Consider the following 19,806-nt stretch of genomic DNA (forward strand, 5'->3'; position numbering starts at 1 on the left):
CCTATTACCTCTAATAAAATAAAAAAAATATATGTCTTTGGACAGGGTACTATAGTTTGTAGTCTGTCGCTACCAAGTAAACCTCACGAGAACGTGACCGTGATGAGTCAGGTTTTCTGGTTTTAACCTGTTTAAATGCCGCTCGAACATCTTTTAAAAAAGATTCGAAGCCTTGCCCATGAAACACTTTGACCGCAAAAGCACCACCAGGTTTCAATACCTGATGACACATGTCCAGTGCCAACTCCACCAGATACATGGAGCGCGCCTGATCTACAGTGCCGTTACCACTCATATTCGGCGCCATATCCGACAATACAACATCTACGTTTTTACCGCCGATTCGGGTCAATAGTGCATTTAACACGGCTTCTTCCCGAAAGTCACCTTGTAGAAAATCGACACCGGCGATTGGGTCCATCGGTAAAATGTCACAGGCAATGATCTGGCCGTCGCCATTAAAGTAATCGGCAACGTATTGTGACCATCCGCCGGGTGCAGCGCCCAGATCGACTACCGTCTGGCCTTTTTTAATTAAACGATCGCGTTGCTGGATCTCTTCCAGTTTAAATACAGCGCGCGAGCGCAGCCCCTGCTTCTGCGCTTTTTGCACAAAATGGTCTTTAAAGTGTTCATCAAGCCAGCGACGGCTGCTGGAACTCCGCTTTTTCCCCATACTTTATTCCCATACTTTTTCGCCACATCAATGGTGGCTTTGCGTTGTTTTTTCTGGCTTGCTAACCCTAGATGGCGTTACAATGGTCAAAATTCAAGTCAAACGTAACGGTATTATCTAATGTCATTAAGCAATAAGCAAAAGCAGTTCCTGAAAGGCAAAGCACACAGCCTTAAGCCGGTGGTTCTATTAGGTGCCAATGGCCTGACCGAAGGCGTGCTGGCTGAAGTAGAACAAGCCCTGCACGATCACGAACTAATTAAAATCAAGGTGCCTGAAGAAGAGCGTGAATTGCGCCAGCAAATTATGGCAACTATTGTAGCCGAAACTGGCGCGGAAAAGATTCAGGTAATTGGTAAAACACTGATTATATACAAGCAGGCAGACGAACCGGTTATCCATCTGCCGCGCGGCTGAACTAGCCCTGCATCGCCAGGTCACGGGCGACCGGCTCTATCGCCGTGGCTCTGGCAATATAGGACAACGAACTATCTAAACTCATCCATCCCTCAAATGCGTGAAAGTACGCGCCAACTAATTCACGTCGATTGTGCTCTATATTACTGAGATTATTTTGTTCCAGTAACGGTTCGATTTTTTTAATCGCTTTCATATAGTAGCGGTACTGCTGTTGTTCTTCCTCTACCATCGGCGATTGCATCGGCGTACTAACCAACGGTGGCGGATAAAATAGCTTTACCCCGGGCGCAAATAACCAGTCGACTGAATAACCTACCTGTAACAGTTTCGGCACGATTAAGCTGTATGGAATAATGCCGCGATGTTTCCAATTTTTGTAATGTTGGTAATCGACGCCAAGCCAGTGCACAACCTCTTTTATGGTGCTGGCATTAATAACAGATTTTAATCGGTGCATGCACTCAGTGACCCCCAGCGGCACTGATGACGCACTGTACGGATAACGTACGGGCTTCATATATGGATTCCCTTCCATGGTCATTAGCCTGGGACAGCCCCAGCGCTTTCAGTGATTATTTATACAAAATAGGATTTTATTAAACAAGGCGAGAACAACTTAAATTGCTGTAAAAATAAAAAAACCAGCGTTAAACGCTGGTTTTTTGAGCAAATAAGTAAAGTATGTCGTTAAATGTATTTAACTTCTACTATTTCATACTCAACTTCGCCGTTAGGTGTCGTCACTGTTGCAACATCATCCACCTCTTTACCGATAAGTGCCCGGGCGATCGGTGAGTTAACGCTAATCAAATTAGATTTGATATCAGCCTCATCGTCTCCGACGATTTTATAGCTGACTTCTTCGTCAGTTTTGGTGTTGTAAACTGTCACTGTCGAACCAAAAATGACTTTACCGTTATTCGGCACTTTGGTTACGTCGATAATCTGCGCATTAGACAGTTTCGACTCGATTTCCTGGATTCGACCTTCGCAAAATCCTTGTTGCTCGCGCGCTGCATGATACTCGGCATTTTCTTTAAGATCGCCGTGTTCACGTGCGTCAGCAATGGCTTCGACAATGCGTGGTCTGTCGATCGTTTTTAAACGCTTCAATTCATCTCGTAATTGCTGCGCACCACGTTCCGTCATTGGAATCTGGTTCATAATAATTCTACCCTTTTATGTAACTCCTGCACTGAGCTTACTCGCGCACGATCATCGGCCGTATTAGCTTTAACCGTGGCAAACGCAGCATTCAATGTGGTGGTGTAAATCACTTTATTCAACAGCGCTTCGCGACGAATATAGACTGAGTCTTCTATCGCCTGGCGCCCTTCAACCGTATTAATAATATAACTGTACTCACCATTTTTAATGGCATCAACTATATTTGGACGGCCTTCCTGCAGTTTATTAACCACCGAGCAGTCGATGCCTTCCTCGGCCAGCATTTTGGCAGTACCGCGGGTGGCTTCTAATTTAAAGCCTAACGCTAACAAGCCTCGCGCCAGATCCATCAACCGACGTTTGTCGCTGTCTTTAACCGATATCAGCGCTTTGCCTTTACGCGCTAACTCTTCACCGGCTGCCAGGTTGGCTTTTGCATACGCTTCTTCAAAGCTCTCGCCAACCCCCATAACCTCGCCGGTAGAACGCATCTCCGGACCACGAATGGGATCAACGCCCTGGAACTTGGCAAACGGGATTACCACTTCTTTAACTGAATAATAAGGAGGGATAATTTCTTTAACGTAGCCCTGTTGCTTCAGCGACTGTCCCACCATCACCCGTGCTGCCACTTTAGCTAACGGCACACCTGTGGCTTTAGACACAAACGGCACCGTACGGGCGGCACGCGGATTCACCTCAATTAGATAAATCTCGTCGTCTTTAACCGCAAACTGCGCATTCATCAGTCCTTTTACATTCAATTCAAATGCTAGCTTGCGCATTTGTTCGCGCAGCTGGGCCTGAATGATGTCGCTTAACGAATACGGAGGTAACGAGCAGGCCGAGTCACCTGAGTGAACGCCCGCTTCCTCGATGTGCTGCATGATACCGCCAATTAGAACGTCTTCACCGTCACAAATAGCATCAACGTCCACTTCAATAGCATTGTCCAGAAAACGATCCAGTAGCACCGGAGCTTCGTTGGACACTTTAACCGCTTCGGTCAGGTAACGATTAAGGTCCTGCTCGTCGTATACGATTTCCATCGCCCGGCCGCCCAGCACGTATGAAGGACGCACTACCAGCGGGTAACCAATTCGTTCAGCTTCGGTTAATGCCTGCGAAATACCGGTAACCGTTGAGTTCTCCGGCTGCTTTAAGTTCAAGCGACGAACCGCAGCCTGAAACCGTTCACGGTCTTCAGAGCGATCGATGGCATCCGGTGACGTGCCAATAATGGGTACGCCGTTAGCTTCTAATTCACGTGCCAGCTTCAATGGCGTCTGCCCGCCGTATTGTACGATCACACCCTTAGGCTGTTCGATGCGCACAATTTCCAGCACGTCTTCCAGCGTAATTGGCTCAAAGTACAAGCGATCGGAGGTATCGTAATCAGTCGACACGGTTTCCGGGTTACAGTTGACCATAATAGTCTCGTAACCATCTTCCCGCATCGCCAGCGCCGCGTGCACACAGCAATAATCGAACTCTATACCCTGACCAATACGGTTAGGTCCGCCGCCAATCACCATGATTTTATCGCGGTCGCTAACGTCGGCTTCGCATTCTTCGTCATAACTTGAGTACATGTAGGCAGTACTTGAAGAAAATTCCGCAGCACAGGTATCTACCCGCTTGTACACGGGGTGGATATCAAACTGATAGCGCTTTTTACGTACTTCAGACTCACTCACATGCAACACGTCTGCAATGCGTTTGTCAGAAAAGCCACGGCGTTTTAATGCTGTCATGACCTCTGCAGTAAGACCGGCTAGTCCCAGCTCGTCGACTTCGCGCTCCAGCAACACCAACTCTTCTAACTGAATCAAATACCATTCATCGATGTGGGTCAGTTCGAATACTTCGCGCACTGTCATGCCTAAACGGAACGCGTCGGCAATATACCAAATACGCTCGGCGCCCGGCTCTTTCAATTCACGAATGACTTTACCGCGGGCATCGTCAGCTTTTGGGTCCACCAGCGGGTCAAAGCCGTTAGCGCCCAACTCAAGACCACGCAAGGCTTTTTGCATCGATTCCTGGAAGTTACGACCAATGGCCATAACCTCACCCACCGACTTCATTTGGGTGGTCAGGCGATCGTTACAGTTAGCAAATTTCTCAAAGTTAAAGCGCGGTATTTTGGTCACCACGTAGTCCAACGCCGGTTCAAACGACGCCGGTGTTACACCACCAGTGATTTCGTTTTCTAATTCATCCAGGGTATAGCCAACCGCCAATTTGGCAGCCACTTTGGCAATCGGAAAGCCAGTCGCTTTTGAAGCTAATGCAGATGAACGCGAAACCCGCGGATTCATCTCGATAATCACCATGCGGCCAGTATCGGGGTTAACACCAAACTGTACATTAGAGCCACCGGTTTCGACGCCGATTTCGCGTAATACCGCCATCGCGGCGTCACGCATAATCTGGAACTCTTTGTCAGTCAGTGTTTGTGCCGGCGCAACGGTAATAGAGTCACCGGTGTGAATGCCCATGGGATCAAAGTTTTCGATGGTACAAACGATAATGCAGTTATCGCTTTTATCGCGCACCACTTCCATTTCATATTCTTTCCAGCCCAGCAATGACTCGTCGATCAACAGCTCATTGGTGGGTGACAAATCCAGCCCGCGGCGGCAGATTTCTTCAAATTCTTCGCGGTTATAGGCGATACCACCGCCACTTCCGCCCATGGTAAATGACGGACGAATAATGCACGGAAAGCCCAATCGGCTCAGCACGTCAAAGGCTTCTTCCATGCTGTGCGCCATTTCTGCGTTGGGTGTTTCTAAACCAATAGCCTTCATGGCTTTGTCAAAACGGTCGCGGTTCTCGGCCTTGTCGATAGCATCGGCATTAGCACCAATCATCTCGACGTTGTGCTTATCCAATACCCCGTGGCGGTCAAGATCTAACGCACAGTTAAGTGCGGTTTGCCCACCCATGGTCGGTAAAATAGCGTCTGGTTTTTCGCGGTCGATAATTTTTTCGACGACTTCCCAGTGAATCGGCTCGATGTAGGTCGCATCGGCCATTTCCGGGTCGGTCATGATGGTAGCCGGGTTGGAGTTAACCAGGATCACGCGGTACCCTTCTTCGCGCAGGGCTTTACATGCTTGGGCACCGGAGTAATCAAACTCACACGCCTGGCCGATAACAATCGGTCCTGCGCCAAGGATCAGGATGCTGTTAATGTCTGTACGTTTTGGCATAAATTCGCTCTATCCTCTTCCTGTACCCAATCAGGCTGTTGCCTGAACTCGCTTTTGCATGCTGTCAATAAACTGGTCAAATAACTCAGCGGCATCGTGCGGACCCGGACTCGCTTCAGGGTGTCCCTGAAAACTAAAAGCGGCTTTATCGGTACGCTTCATGCCCTGCAAAGTGCCGTCAAACAACGACACGTGCGTTACTTCAAGGTTGCTTGGTAAACTGTCGATGTCTAATGCAAAACCATGGTTTTGACTGGTTATCATAACCCGTTTGGTGGCGGTATCCTGAACCGGGTGGTTGGCGCCGTGGTGACCCAACTTCATTTTTACTGACTTGGCGCCACTGGCAAGGCCCAGTAACTGGTGACCCAGACAAATCCCAAAAATAGGAATATCGTTATCTAACAGCTCCTGAATCGCCTTAATCGCGTAATCACAAGGTTCGGGATCGCCGGGTCCGTTGGACAAAAACACACCATCAGGATTCATTGCCATGACCTCACTGGCCGGTGTCTGTGCCGGAACCAGAGTAATCTTGCAATCGCGGTCAGCAAGTAAACGAAGAATGTTGTGTTTAACGCCATAGTCGTATGCCACAACATGATATTTAGACTGAGACGGTTTGGTGTGCCCCTCGCCAAGCTTCCAGCTGCCGCCAACCCAAGGCTGAATTTCTTTACAGCAGACTTCTTTAGCCAAATCCATGCCCTTCAAACCCGGGAACTGCTGAGCAAGTTGCAATGCTTTCTCATCGTCCAGTTCACCGGCCATAATGCAGCCGTTTTGTGCGCCTTTTTCGCGCAAAATACGCGTTAACTTGCGGGTATCGATATCAGCAATCCCCACCACGTTATGACGGCGAAGATATTCATTTAATGTTTCTTGCTTACGAAAATTACTGGCTTTTAATGCGTTATCACGAATGATTAAGCCTTTTGCCCAAACGTTGTCAGATTCTTCGTCTTCGTCGTTGGTGCCGGTATTTCCGATGTGGGGATAAGTGAGTGTAACGAGTTGTTCTGTATAAGATGGGTCGGTGAGAATTTCCTGGTAGCCGGTCATGGCAGTGTTAAAGACAACTTCCCCGACCGCGGAGCCTTCGGCTCCAATAGCGGTACCACGAAAAATAGTACCATCAGCTAGAACCAGTATTGCTCGGTTAGCGGATTGACTCGCTAAAATACTCAAGGGCAACCTCCGTACATAAAAAAACGGGTGAATCAATACAATGTTGACTTCCCCGTTTAAGGTCTTGAACCGCGCAGTCTTTGCCGAAAAACTTTTGTTAGGCAAATTGCGCTTATTGTACGAATTTTTTTAGATTTCGTCCAGCGCTATTATCTCTGCTCATTGACTGTCGAGTAGCCGCGCCAGCGTCTGTTTTAAGTTGAGCGTATCCTGCATGGTATAAAATCCTGCTTCCCGGCCTGCCAGCCACGTTGCTGCACTCAGTGCACCGCGGGCAAATATGTTGCGATCACTCACTCGGTGAGTCAGCTCGATACGCTCGCCGGGCTGCGCCAGCATCACCTGGTGTTCGCCAACAATATCAGCTGCGCGCATAACCGCAAAACCGATACTATCCGGCTGCCGTTCCCCATCGCCGCGTACACCGGCATTAAGCTGGTCAAACGACTGTTGTCGCCCTTGTGCGGCAGCTTCGCCTAATGCCAGTGCAGTACCGGAGGGGCCATCTTTTTTATATTTATGGTGTGCCTCAAGAATTTCGATGTCGGCATCCGCCATTGCCGCAGCACTTAAGGCCACTAATTGTTCCAGTAACGCAATGCCAACACTGGTGTTGCGCGCATAAAGCACGGGGATCTCGTTTGCTGCATCTGTTAATAAACGTTGCTGCTGGGCACTTAAGCCGGTTGTACATACCACGATAGGCGTTTGCGTACGCTGCGCAAATTGCAGGTTTTCAGTTAGCGCCTGCGGCAGGCTAAAATCGATGAGCACGTCCACAGCCGCTACTACTTCATCAAGCGACTGATAGCGGACGCCGGCTACGGATTCGCCTTTGCACGGGCTTTGCTTGCTGACAACAGCGGCTGCTAATACCGCATCCGTATACTCCAGCAGACCAACCACCGCCTGCCCCATTCGCCCTGATGCGCCAATAATTCCTACCTTCATGCTTTTTCCTCTACCAACTCGTCTTCCACTAACAAGTTTTCACTTTTTGCGACTACCCGGGCCACCATCATATCACCGGTAACATTGGTTAGGGTACGGACCATATCGATAATGCGGTCGATGGCAGCAATAAACGCTATCCCCTCCAGCGGCAATCCCACGACGTTAAGTGTAACAGTAAGCATCACTAATGCAGTACCGGGAACCCCGGCAGTTCCCACAGAGGCAAGCGTTGCCGTCATCATAATCAGCACATAATCAAACGCTTCCAGCGGTATTCCATACAAATTGGCGATAAAAATAGCAGCCACTGCAGGGTAAATACCACCGCAACCATCCATGTTAATGGTGGCACCCAAAGGCAACACAAACGAAGCGTAATCTTTAGATACTTTCAAGCGTTCGGTAACCGCGCGGTGCGCTGCCGGCAACGAGCCAAACGAGCTACAGGTGGTAAAAGCAACCACCTGCGCATCAAATACCGATTTGAAAAAGTCGCGTGGGCTCAGTTTACCGAAAAAGCGCACAAAGCTGCCGTACACAAAAATAATCTGAATAGCAGCAGCCAGATAAATCACACCGACAAACTTCGCCAACGGTAACAGACTGGAAAATCCATATTCACCAATGACCCAGGACATCAATCCCAGCACACCAATGGGTGTCAGTTGCAATACCATGCGCGTGATTTCATACATCACTTCAGCACCCGCTTTAATGGTCTTGCGCAACGGTTCAGCTTTAGTGTTAAGGCGCTGAATGGCAATACCAACGACAGCAGCAAACACCACAATCTGTAAGACATTGCCTTCGGTTAACGCAGCAAACGGGTTGTCCGGTACAAAGTTTAGCAGCACCTGACTAACCGATGGTATTTGCTTTTCTGTCTGTTCGGTCGCAGTAAGTGTGGTGGCCGGGCTCATATCGATGAGGGTGGCCAACGTTAGACCTATAGCACTGGCGATAACAGCGGTCAGCATGAACATGCCAATGGTTTTTGCACCCAGTCGGCCGAGCTTCTGGCCATCATTGAGATCGGTGATCGCACTGACTATGGCACAGAATATTAGGGGTGCCACCAGCATTTTTATCGCGCGGATAAACAAATCGCCAAGCGGCTTTAAAGACACACCAACCTCGGGTGCGACGGCGCCAATCAGCATACCCAATACAAAGGCACCTAACACGCGCTGCCAAAAAGGAATCGCGAACCACGCTCTTAGCATAAAACCCCGCTAGTCTAAAAAAGAGAATAGTTTACGGGGCTTTATACGTTACGAAAGACGATTTGGATATATGGTATGCCAGACTACTATTTCAGCCTTAGCTTAGCGCTGGCAATTGGGTGTTGAGCTCGCAACGGTTAATTGCGGAATGTAATTGTTGATCGCATCAATACGTGATGACGGTGCCGGGTGAGTCGACAAAAACTCCGGCGGGTTAGCGCCGCTGTTAGCTGACATGTTACGCCACAGCTGCGCGGCCTCAGCTAATTTAAAACCAGCATCGGCCATGTAATCCAGTCCCAGCCGGTCAGACTCCGACTCATGCGTACGCGAGTAAGGCAGTAAAATACCAACTTGCGCTCCTATCCCTAACGCTGCCATTAATAACGCTGCGTTTTCCTTGTCAAACTGCGTATCAGCAATAATAGCGCCAACCTGCAAGCCTAAGCCCACCATCATATTGCTCGATACGCGTTCATTGCTGTGTTCGGCAATCACATGGCCAATTTCGTGACCAATGACAGCGGCCAGCTGGTGTTGATTTTCGGCAACGTCCAGCAAGCCGGTATAAACGCCAATATTGTGGCCGGGCAATGCGAACGCATTAGCGGCTTCATTTTCGAACACCGTCACCTGCCAGTCTGCACTTCGATAGGGTTCAGGCAAGGTCGCAATCAGCGCGTCGCTAACACACCGCACGTACGCGTTAGTCGCTGCGTCGGAACTTACGGTAAGCTCCTGCTTCATTTGCTGGTAGGATTGATCTCCCATTTGCTCAAGCTGTTGTGCCGGCATCAGCATCAGTTGTGAGCGCCCGGTAGGCGACTTAGAACAACTGACCAACGCCAGTGTAGCCAATAACGAAGCAGCAACGGTAGCTAAACGCATACGTGGTTCTCCTTTTTTGATAGTCCTTACAGTAAAGCTAATTTAGCTACGTAAGTCATCAAAAAATTGTTTTACGCCGTCAAAAAAGCCTTTTTCTTTGGGACGAAATTTAGCGGCTTCATCGCCCTCGCCCATCGAATTTTCCAGCTCTTCCAGCATCTCACGCTGTTTTGCCGAGAGGTTAACCGGTGTTTCGATAACGACCTTACAAATTAAGTCGCCTGTCGCGCCCGTACGCACCGATTTCACGCCCTTGCCACGCAAGCGGAAGTGCTTTCCGGTTTGTGTTTCTTTCGGCACTTTCAGTTTAACCTTGCCTTCCAGAGTCGGCACTTCGATGTCGCCACCCAGCGCGGCTTTAGTAAAGCTCACCGGCACTTCGCAGAACAGGTTATTGCCATCACGGGCAAAAATAGGATGCTCGCGAACATGCACTTGCACGTATAAATCACCCGCTGGTGCACCATGCTCTCCGGCTTCGCCTTCGTTAGCCAGGCGAATACGGTCACCGGTATCAACCCCGGCAGGAATTTTAACGTTAAGGGTTTTGGTTTTTTCAACGCGGCCCTGACCGTGACAACTACGGCACGGATCCTTGATAATCTTACCTTTACCACGACAATGCGGACACGCCTGCTGCACCGCGAAAAACCCTTGGCGCATTTGAATTTGACCGGCACCGTGACAATGGCTACAGGTTTCTGGTTTGCTGCCTTTTTTGGCACCGCTGCCGTCACAGTCTTCACATTCAACCAGGGTTGGAATCTGCAGTTCAACGTTTTTGCCGCGAACTGCGTCTTCCAGCGACATTTCCAGGTTGTAACGCAAATCTGCGCCGCGTTGCGCACGCGCCTGACCGCGACGTCCGCCGCCGCCAAAAATATCACCGAATACATCGCCAAAGATATCAGCAAAATCAGCACCACCGCCGCCGAATCCGCCAGCACCGTGGCCACCGCCCTGACGCGCTTGTTCGAACGCTTCGTGCCCATATTGGTCATACATCTGGCGCTTTTGCGGGTCAGACAAGACCTCGTAGGCCTGTTTGATCTCTTTAAACTTTAGCTCGAGCTCTTTATCGCCTTTAGTGCGATCCGGGTGGTACTTCATCGCCATGCGTTTGTACGCTTTTTTGATGTCCCGCTCGCTGGCATCTTTCGAGACCTCAAGAATCTGATAAAAATCTTGTGTCGCCATAGTGTTACGTCTTCTGTCCTACTCTGATACGAATACACGGGTATTACCTTGCGGCAACACCCGTGTTAATTAAGCGAAGTTGCCTTTGTGCTTACTTCTTATCGTCGTCTTTGACTTCTTCAAATTCAGCATCGACAACATCATCATCGGCTTTCGAGGAAGACTGTTCGCCACCTGCAGCGTCTTCAGCACCTTGCTGAGCTTGTTGCTGCTGCGCCGCTTCCATCAGTTTTTGCGAAACTTCCATCAGCGCTTGAGTTTTGCTTTCGATAGCTTCTTTATCACCATCTTTAGCTGCCTGTTCTAACTCTTCACAGGCTTTCTCAATCGCATCTTTGTCGTCTTGAGCTAAGGCATCGCCGACTTCTTTAAGCTGGTTACGGGTAGCGTGAACTAAGCCGTCAGCCTGGTTACGCGCCTGTACCATCTCTTCGAACTTCTTGTCTTCTTCAGCGTGCGCTTCAGCGTCTTTAACCATTTTCTCGACTTCTGACTCATCTAAGCCTGAAGACGCTTTAATGGTGATCTTCTGCTCTTTACCGGTGTCTTTGTCTTTCGCCGATACGTGCAGGATACCATCCGCATCAATGTCGAAGGTCACTTCGATTTGCGGCACACCGCGGGCTGCCGGACGAATACCTTCTAAATTAAATTGACCCAATGATTTGTTATCAGCTGAACGTTTACGCTCACCCTGAATCACGTGAATCGTTACCGCAGACTGATTGTCTTCAGCTGTTGAGAACGTTTGCGACTCTTTGGTAGGAATCGTGGTGTTTTTCTCAATCAACTTAGTCATTACACCGCCCATGGTTTCGATACCCAGTGACAGCGGACACACGTCCAGTAGCAATACGTCTTTAACATCGCCGGAGAGCACACCACCTTGAACCGCAGCGCCCACTGCAACAGCTTCGTCCGGGTTCACGTCACGGCGTGGCTCTTTACCGAAGAAGTCAGTAACCGCAGCACTCACCTTAGGCATGCGAGTCTGACCACCGACCATGATGATGTCGTTGATATCGCTAACCGATAGATCAGCATCTGCTAATGCTTGTTTTACCGGCTCCAGTGACTTCTTGATCAAGTCTTCTACCAGCGATTCCAGCTTAGCGCGTGTTACTTTGATGGCTAAGTGTTTTGGACCGGTGTTATCTGCCGTGATGTAAGGCAGGTTAACTTCGGTTTGTTGCGCCGAAGACAACTCGATCTTCGCTTTCTCAGCCGCTTCTTTAAGACGTTGCATCGCCAGCGGATCTTTACGCAGGTCAATGCCTTGATCTTTCTCGAACTGCTCTACCAGGTAATTAATCAGACGGTTGTCAAAGTCTTCACCACCTAAGTGGGTATCACCGTTGGTTGCCAGTACTTCAAAGGTGTGCTCGCCTTCAACTTCATCAATCTCGATGATAGAGATATCGAAAGTACCACCACCTAAGTCATATACGGCAATAACGTTGTCGCCTGACTTTTTATCCATACCATAGGCCAATGCTGCTGCAGTCGGCTCGTTAATGATACGTTTAACTTCTAAGCCCGCGATTTTACCGGCGTCTTTGGTTGCCTGACGCTGCGCATCATTAAAGTAAGCTGGTACGGTGATAACCGCGTCAGTGACTTTTTCACCTAAGAATTCTTCCGCGGTTTTCTTCATTTTCTTCAATACTTCGGCAGAGATTTGCGGTGGCGCTTTTTTGTCGCCATCCACTTCTACCCAAGCATCGCCATTGTCAGCTTTGACAATTTTGTACGGCATGATGCCGATGTCGCGCTGCACTTCTTCGTCCTGAAAACGACGACCAATTAAGCGCTTAATCGCGAACAGAGTTTTGTTCGGATTGGTTACTGCCTGGCGTTTAGCCGGTGAACCTACCAAAATTTCGCCGTCATCGGTAAATGCCACAATTGACGGTGTGGTGCGGTCGCCTTCGCCGTTTTCAATAACACGCGCTTTACCGCCATCCAGTACAGCCACACAAGAGTTGGTTGTACCTAAGTCAATACCAATAGTCTTGCCCATAATCTTTCTCCAACTTCAAATTCAGGAAACGTATTTCGTTATTCTTTAAGTAAGGTCTCTTTCGAGAATTTCAATGTCTCAGTGACAATTTTTTTAATCGGCTATGCATCGGTATCGACTTTATTCGTATTACCGTTGCGGGCCACCATAACCATGGCCGGACGCAGTAAACGCTCATTCAGCATGTAGCCCTTTTGCATCACCGCAATAATGGTGTTGTTGTCATGTTCCGGCGATTCCTGCATCGACATAGCCTGATGCTGATCCGGATTAAATACTTCGCCTTCCTGACCCACGGGTTTAACACCAAATTTCTCCAAGGTGCTAGTTAGGCTTTTATAAGTCAGCTCAATACCTTCTAAAAAGCTCTGGTCAACGGTTTCACTGCCCTCAGCTGCTTGCATTGCGCGTTCTAAGTTATCGACGCTGGTTAGCAGTTCATTGGCAAACTTCTCCAATGCAAACTTATGCGCTTTTTCCACGTCCTGGCTGGCACGTCGGCGCACGTTTTCCATTTCTGCCTGAATGCGCAGTACCGATTCTTTTTGTTCGTTAGCTTTGGCTTCTGCTTTGCTCAACGCCAATTCTAATTCGGCAATCCGCTCCAGCTCACTATCGGCCGCTGCAGCGGTTTGTTTTTGAGTTTCGGGCTGGCCTTCATCACTCACAGTCTGCTCTGCTTCAGCATGCGCCTGTTCGTCCGCCGCCTGTTGCTTAGCCGCTTGCTCGGCTTGCTGCTGATACTGCTCTGCATTCGCTTGTGCTTTTTTATCCGCCATAATGACTTCTCTCTTAATTCAACTCATCAAAATAGGTTAACCAACGCCAACAGAAATGGGGATTAATGATCACGGATTCAAGGCCTTTTTACGCTTGATTAAAAATTTAAAGCAACGTAGCGTAACGCTAATAATTAGAGCTACACAGTCGGAATTAAATCGGTAATGGCTAAAGCACCATTCAAAAAGGTCGGACTACTGGGCAAGATTGATGATCGCGGCGCACGCCAAACGCTGGAAACCATCATTAATGCACTGACCCATCGCGGCTATGATGTTGCGGTAGAACAACGTTGCGCAGACCAAATAGGCGACGGCTATGGTCCGCAGACACTGTCACTAAGTGAAATCGGTGACTGGGCCGATTTAGCTGTGGTTGTTGGCGGTGACGGCAATATGTTGGGGGCCGCGCGCGCATTGTGTGAACATGACGTCGGCGTAATCGGCGTTAACCGTGGTAATTTAGGCTTTTTAACCGACTTAGATCCGGATGAAGTAATGACTCCCCTGCTGGCGGTTCTGGATGGTGATTACTCTATCGAGGAACGCTTTTTGCTCAATACCGAGGTGGTCAGTAATGGCGCCGTAGCGGGACAAGGCTCAGCCATAAACGAAGTGGTTCTGCATTCCGATAAAGTCGCGCATATGATCGAGTTTGAAGTCTATGTCGATGACCACTTCGTTTTCAGCCAACGCTCCGATGGATTGATTGTAGCCACACCAACCGGCTCCACCGCTTATTCATTATCAGGCGGCGGTCCAATCCTGCACCCTAACCTCGACGCGATTACGCTGGTACCGATGTTTCCACATACACTCAGTAGCCGTCCTATCGTCATTGACGCCAACTCAGAAGTTCGCTTGCGGGCAGCTTATGATAATGACTTGCTACAAATTAGCTGTGATGGTCATGTGCGTATGGCTGTACATCCGGGCGATGATATTGTGATAAGCAAACACAGGAAAACACTGACGCTGATTCATCCGGTCGACCACAACTACTATCACGTATTGCGTAATAAACTGGGCTGGGGTAGCCGCCTGTTTTAATCTGCGCCCGAAGATTTTTTAGCGCTGACGTTGCATTTTTGCACAACTACTGTATAACTACTGTATAAACTGTACAGATACACAGTGTTTTGTGGAGGAATGGCATGCTAACCGAGCTACATATTCGTCACTTTGCGATTGTTAAATCACTTGATATCGAGTTTCGCAATGGAATGACCGCAATTACCGGCGAAACCGGTGCCGGTAAATCAATCGCCCTCGACGCGCTTAGCCTGTGCTTAGGCAGCCGGGCTGACGCCAGCCTGGTCAGACCGGGCTGCGATAAAGCGGAAATTACTGCGTGTTTTGCAGTCGCTAAGGATAGTCCAGCGGCACGTTGGTTAGCAGAGCAGGATCTCGATGCCGAAGACGAGTGCGTGCTGCGGCGCATTATCAATAAAGATGGACGTTCCAAGGCATGGATTAATGGCTCGCCGGTGCCATTGGCGCAACAAAAATCGTTGGCGCCCCTGTTAGTTAATATACATGGGCAGCACGAGCATCAATTACTAACTCGCGACGAACACCAGCTGCATTTACTTGACCAGTTTGCCCGCCACAACCATTTACTGGAAGCAACTAAAGCTCACTACCGGCAATGGGCAGATACCGAAAAACAATACCGCCAACAACAACAAGCCAAAGCTGATCGCGAAGCACAGCGGCAACTGCTTGAATATCAAGTGGGTGAACTGGACGAGTTTGCCCTGGCCGAAGGCGAGTTTGAGCAGCTTGAGGCGGATCATAAACGCTTATCTAATCACCGCAGTCTGGATGAAGCCAGCCTGTTTGCGTTAAATGCCTTGTACGAAGGCGAGCACAACAATGCTAACGGACTGGTGCAAAGTGCTGCCCAACGTTTGCAGGAAGCTGTTGATATGGATCCACAGCTGGGTTCTATCAACGAGCTGCTAAAGCAGGCTATGGTGCACATCGAGGAAGCAGCGCTGGAATTGCGCCACTATCAGGATCAGATGCACATCGATAGCGCAGAGCTCGAAACCATTGAACAGCGCATGACGCAAGCGCTTAAGTTGGCTAAAAAGCACCAATGCAGCGCCGCCGAACTGTACCCCTTACATCAACAGCTTAAAAGTGAGTTGCAGACACTGATCGCCACCGATGAGGCCAGTGAACAGTTGGCCGAACAACGTCAAACGCTTCGGCAGGCCTACCGTGAGCAGGCTAAAAAGCTGTTTGATAGCCGCCAGCGGGCCGCCAACCAGCTGAGTGACAAAATTACGTCTGCCATGCAGCAACTTAATATGCCTCACGGCCGCTTCGAAATTAGCGTGGACCACGATAACCAGGCGCCCGCGACGGCTAAAGGTACTGACCAGGTACAGTTTTTGGTTTCTGCCAACCCGGGACAGCCATTGCAGCCTATCAGTAAGGTTGCGTCGGGCGGTGAACTTTCCCGTATCAGTCTTGCCATACAGGTGATGAGCGCAACTCAACAAACGGTACCGACAATGATGTTTGATGAAGTCGATGTTGGCGTTAGCGGACCGACCGCTGCTGTTGTCGGTTCAATGTTGCGCGAACTGGGCGGACAGTGCCAAATTATTTGTGTCACTCACCTGCCCCAAGTCGCTGCCAAAGCCCATCAGCAGTTGCAGGTTGCCAAGCACACAGACGGTAAAGAAACACAAACCGACGTGCGGGCATTAAACAATGACGAACGAGTTGTTGAACTTGCGCGGTTACTGGGCGGCGATAAGGTCACCGATTTGACCAAGGCAAATGCTAAAGAGTTGCTTGCGAGCTAATAGTGCCTGACAAGATAAAGCACAGAGCGCTGGTAACCAGCGCACCGATTGTTTATCATCATTGTCAGAGCGTATTGCATACGCAACCCGATAAAATAAATTCAACAAATTAAAGGTTGTTAATGAAAGACACCGTGATAAAACTCTCTGCCGTCGCCGCCATCGTACTGGGTGTGGCAAGCTGTTCAACATTAAACGAGATGGTTTATCGTATCGATCTGCCGCAGGGAAACTACCTTGAACAACGTGACGTCGAAAAACTCCGCGTCGGTATGACGCAGGAGCAAGTCGCGTTCGTATTAGGTCGTCCCGTTGCTCAAAACGCTTTCGATAATGACCGTTGGGTTTACTTATACGAGATGAATCCGAATAGTGGTAAAGTTTTCCGAAAGGAATTGATTCTTGATTTTAATGCAGGTTTACTAGTGGATATGACGGGTGATTTTGAAAAGCCCAGCGATTTTGATACGCCACTCGATTCATAAGGAAACCGTCAATGGCGAGCTCATCAACTGTTGACGAGGTCGTCCATATTGTCCGCAGTCCCAGGGACAAAAGGGACTACCGCGCTATAACGCTCAACAATGGCCTGCGGGCTGTGCTGGTTCACGCACCGGACAGTCACAAGGCCGCTGCTGCATTTGCCGTTAATGCGGGTCATTTTGACGATCCCGTGCATACGCAGGGTCTCGCCCACTTCCTTGAACATCTGCTGTTTTTAGGCAACGAAAAATATCCTTCGCCGTCGGCATTTAGCGACTTTTTAAATGCCTATGGCGGCCAGCAAAATGCCTGGACCGGCACCGAGTATGCCAATTATTACTTTGACTGCCAGGCTCACGCGCTCGAGCGCGCGTTGGATTATTTTTCGGCAATGTTCAAACAACCGCTGTTCGCTCAAGAGTGGATTGATAAAGAGTTACAGTCGATCGAGTCAGAGTTTCGGTTAAAACAACAAGACGAGTTACGGCGGCTGTACCAGGTACACAAAACAACTTCCAATCCGGAGCATCCATTCTGTAAATTTTCAGTCGGCAACCTGACGACGCTGAAAGATGACGACAACGGCACCCTCGCCGATAAGCTGCGACACTTTTTTAACCAATATTATACGGCCGACAACGCCAGTTTAGTAATCGCCGGGCCACAGTCGCTGGACGCATTAGCGGAGCTGGCAGATAAGCACTTTAACGATATCGCTGGTTGTGGTGATAACCGGCCATCACAACGCAAAGTTGTCGAAGTGCCGCTTTACCTGCCGGAGCAGCTGGGGGTAAAGTTACAAGTAAAACCGGTTAAACCCGCACGACGCTTAATTATCACGCTGCCGCTACCGGCTATTGATGATGATTATGCGCATAAAACAACCAGTTTTATCGCCCACCTCCTCGGTTACGAAGGCCCCAACAGCTTATATGCCTGCCTGCGCAAAAAGGGGTATATCAACAGTCTGTCTGCCGGTGGCGGTATTAGCGGTAGTAATTTTAAAGATTTCAATATCAATATTCAGCTAACCGAAACTGGCGAACAGAACCTGATAAGCGTCGCGCAGTGGGTATTCAGCTACCTGAATCTTATCCAACAGCATGGCATCGAAGACTGGCGTTATGCTGAACGTCGCGTTAACAGCGAGTTAAGCTTTAACTATCAAGAGGCCACGCCGGTTGGCGAGCTGGTCTCGCAGTTAGCAATCAATGCTCATCATTACCCGGTAGCGGATACCGTTTACGGCGACTACCGCATGGACTGCCTTAATAACATCCGCGCGACCGAATTGTTAAACTTGATGCGTCCTGAGCGCGCCCGTATCACGCTGGTGAGTAGTGATGCTAACACCGATCAGGAAACCGCCCTCTATCAAACACCGTTCTCGATAAGGCCGCTCAAGAACGATGAGTTAACACAACTTAATCAGCAGCCGGCCGATTTTTCGGCTCAGTTACCGGGACGAAACCGTTTTATTAGTGACCATTCGCAACCTTATCCGCTGGAGGTCGCAGACAAAAAGCTTCCGACCGCGCTGGTCAGCAACGAAGCGTTGGACTTGTGGCACCTTCAGGATCCTGACTTTAGAGTACCTAAAGGACATATTTACCTTAATTTGCAAGCGCCTGCAGTCACCGCATCAGCAGAAAATTTTGGTTGTTCACGGATCTGGGCTGAGCTGATGATTGATGCACTGAACGAAGATTTATACGATGCCGAAGTGGCTGGGTTACATTTCAATATTTATCCAACGCAAACCGGCATTACTATACATACCACTGGTTTATCTGCTGGCCAATTACCGCTGTTAAGTTATCTGATGCGGCAGGCCTGGAGTGTTCGTTTTGAACGTCAACGCTGGCAAGCAGTCAGCCAGCAGCTGATCAATAACTGGCGCTCTGCACACCAGCATCAACCGTTAAACATGTTGTTCTCCGAACTTAACCTGGCATTGCAGCAAGGACTATTTCGTTTAAGCGATATGGCTGCGGCTTGCAGCCCGTTAAGCTATACCCATTTTGCCCGCACAGTCAGCACGCTCTTTGACTCGTTACATATTAGTGCGTTTATTCATGGTGACTGGCAACGACAGCATGCTGACCAACTACACACCTTAATTCATGCTAATACGCCACTTAAGTCAGTTTCTGTTAAACCACAACGCCAGCAGATTAAACGGCTTATTGAGGCGGCACCTTCACAGATAATCACGGTGCCAACCGAACATGATGACCATGCAGCATTGTGTTATTTTCAGGGGCCATCCGATAGCCCATCTGACCAAGTCGCGATGATGCTACTACAGCAATTAATTCATCAATTTGTCTTCGATCAGCTGCGCACCCAGCGGCAACTCGGTTATATGGCAGGTAGCCAGTACTTTGGTTTACAACGCATTCCGGGGATTATTATATTTGTACAATCCCCTTCCACGCAGCCAAGTGACCTTCAAACACATATCCTGGACGTAACCCGGGCAGCAGCTGATAAACTCAATACGCTTAGCTTAAAAGAGTGGTCACACACGAAGTCGGTACTTGAGCAACAACTCGCCGTTGATGACCGCAGTTTGCGGGTACGAAGCCAACGTTTGTGGGGGGCCATTCAGTTGGGCGACACACGCTTTGATCGAGCAAAACAATTACGCGCCGCGTTAGCTAATTGGCAACTCGACGAATGGCTTAGCTACGTCAACCGATTATTGTTTGAGCAACCCGCCAGTTTACAGCTTCAAACCCGCGCCATTGGCAGGTAGAATTACTTTACATCAC

Annotated in this window: 16 protein-coding genes; 5 read left to right on the forward strand and 11 right to left on the reverse strand. The window is 49.2% G+C overall.

Translation table 11 applies throughout. The features are described 5' to 3' along the window. Positions 1-49 precede the first annotated feature (49 nt). Positions 50-676 (reverse strand): 23S rRNA (uridine(2552)-2'-O)-methyltransferase RlmE, encoded by a 627-nt coding sequence (gene rlmE, locus KZ771_RS06635; RefSeq protein WP_290654721.1) that lies wholly within the window; start codon positions 674-676, stop codon positions 50-52. A 120-nt stretch (positions 677-796) separates the two neighbouring features. Here rlmE and yhbY point away from each other — a divergent pair, with 120 nt between their 5' ends. Next, positions 797-1,093: a ribosome assembly RNA-binding protein YhbY gene (gene yhbY / locus KZ771_RS06640; RefSeq protein ID WP_133539106.1), complete on the forward strand. Its 297-nt coding sequence runs from the start codon at positions 797-799 to the stop codon at positions 1,091-1,093. A gap of 1 nt (position 1,094) precedes the next feature. Here yhbY and KZ771_RS06645 read toward each other — a convergent pair whose 3' ends face one another. The 10 genes from KZ771_RS06645 to grpE all read right to left on the reverse strand — a co-directional run bounded on the left by KZ771_RS06645 (position 1,095) and on the right by grpE (position 13,730). Next, positions 1,095-1,613 (reverse strand): hypothetical protein, encoded by a 519-nt coding sequence (locus KZ771_RS06645; RefSeq protein ID WP_290654722.1) that lies wholly within the window; start codon positions 1,611-1,613, stop codon positions 1,095-1,097. Between the two features lie 170 nt (positions 1,614-1,783). Further along, positions 1,784-2,260, reverse strand: a complete 477-nt coding sequence (greA, locus tag KZ771_RS06650; RefSeq protein ID WP_133539104.1) for a transcription elongation factor GreA — start codon at positions 2,258-2,260, stop codon at positions 1,784-1,786. Continuing rightward, a complete protein-coding gene (gene carB / locus KZ771_RS06655; RefSeq protein WP_290654723.1) occupies positions 2,257-5,481 on the reverse strand; it encodes a carbamoyl-phosphate synthase large subunit in 3,225 nt (1,074 codons plus the stop codon). Before carB ends, greA begins: the two co-directional genes overlap by 4 nt. Before the next feature lie 30 nt (positions 5,482-5,511). Further along, the gene (gene carA, locus KZ771_RS06660; RefSeq protein ID WP_290570411.1) at positions 5,512-6,669 is read right to left on the reverse strand and encodes a glutamine-hydrolyzing carbamoyl-phosphate synthase small subunit; all 1,158 of its coding nucleotides are present in this window, start codon (positions 6,667-6,669) and stop codon (positions 5,512-5,514) included. Positions 6,670-6,828: 159 nt separating this feature from the next. Beyond that, positions 6,829-7,620 (reverse strand): 4-hydroxy-tetrahydrodipicolinate reductase, encoded by a 792-nt coding sequence (gene dapB, locus KZ771_RS06665; RefSeq protein WP_290654724.1) that lies wholly within the window; start codon positions 7,618-7,620, stop codon positions 6,829-6,831. Then, positions 7,617-8,846, reverse strand: a complete 1,230-nt coding sequence (locus KZ771_RS06670; RefSeq protein ID WP_290654725.1) for a dicarboxylate/amino acid:cation symporter — start codon at positions 8,844-8,846, stop codon at positions 7,617-7,619. Before KZ771_RS06670 ends, dapB begins: the two co-directional genes overlap by 4 nt. 102 nt (positions 8,847-8,948) lie before the next feature. Then, complete coding sequence (locus KZ771_RS06675) at positions 8,949-9,734, reverse strand: M48 family metallopeptidase (RefSeq protein WP_290570415.1); 786 nt, start codon at positions 9,732-9,734, stop codon at positions 8,949-8,951. Between the two features lie 42 nt (positions 9,735-9,776). Beyond that, on the reverse strand, positions 9,777-10,931 hold the full coding sequence (dnaJ, locus tag KZ771_RS06680; protein WP_133539098.1) for a molecular chaperone DnaJ: 1,155 nt from the start codon (positions 10,929-10,931) through the stop codon (positions 9,777-9,779). 91 nt (positions 10,932-11,022) lie between these two features. After that, a complete protein-coding gene (gene dnaK, locus KZ771_RS06685; protein ID WP_133539097.1) occupies positions 11,023-12,951 on the reverse strand; it encodes a molecular chaperone DnaK in 1,929 nt (642 codons plus the stop codon). Between the two features lie 101 nt (positions 12,952-13,052). Further along, positions 13,053-13,730, reverse strand: coding sequence for a nucleotide exchange factor GrpE (gene grpE / locus KZ771_RS06690; protein WP_290654726.1), 678 nt, complete (start codon positions 13,728-13,730; stop codon positions 13,053-13,055). 165 nt (positions 13,731-13,895) lie between these two features. Between grpE and nadK the strand changes: the two genes are divergently transcribed. From nadK to KZ771_RS06710, 4 genes are all read left to right on the forward strand, one after another. Then, positions 13,896-14,780 (forward strand): NAD(+) kinase, encoded by an 885-nt coding sequence (gene nadK, locus KZ771_RS06695; protein ID WP_290570421.1) that lies wholly within the window; start codon positions 13,896-13,898, stop codon positions 14,778-14,780. Positions 14,781-14,884: 104 nt separating this feature from the next. Further along, positions 14,885-16,549, forward strand: a complete 1,665-nt coding sequence (gene recN / locus KZ771_RS06700; protein WP_290654727.1) for a DNA repair protein RecN — start codon at positions 14,885-14,887, stop codon at positions 16,547-16,549. Between the two features lie 122 nt (positions 16,550-16,671). Beyond that, complete coding sequence (bamE, locus tag KZ771_RS06705) at positions 16,672-17,034, forward strand: outer membrane protein assembly factor BamE (protein ID WP_133539093.1); 363 nt, start codon at positions 16,672-16,674, stop codon at positions 17,032-17,034. An 11-nt stretch (positions 17,035-17,045) separates the two neighbouring features. After that, positions 17,046-19,790, forward strand: coding sequence for an insulinase family protein (locus tag KZ771_RS06710; protein WP_290654728.1), 2,745 nt, complete (start codon positions 17,046-17,048; stop codon positions 19,788-19,790). Positions 19,791-19,806: the final 16 nt, after the last annotated feature.

The organism is Idiomarina sp. (assembly GCF_019431395.1).
Taxonomy (GTDB): Bacteria; Pseudomonadota; Gammaproteobacteria; order Enterobacterales; family Alteromonadaceae; genus Idiomarina.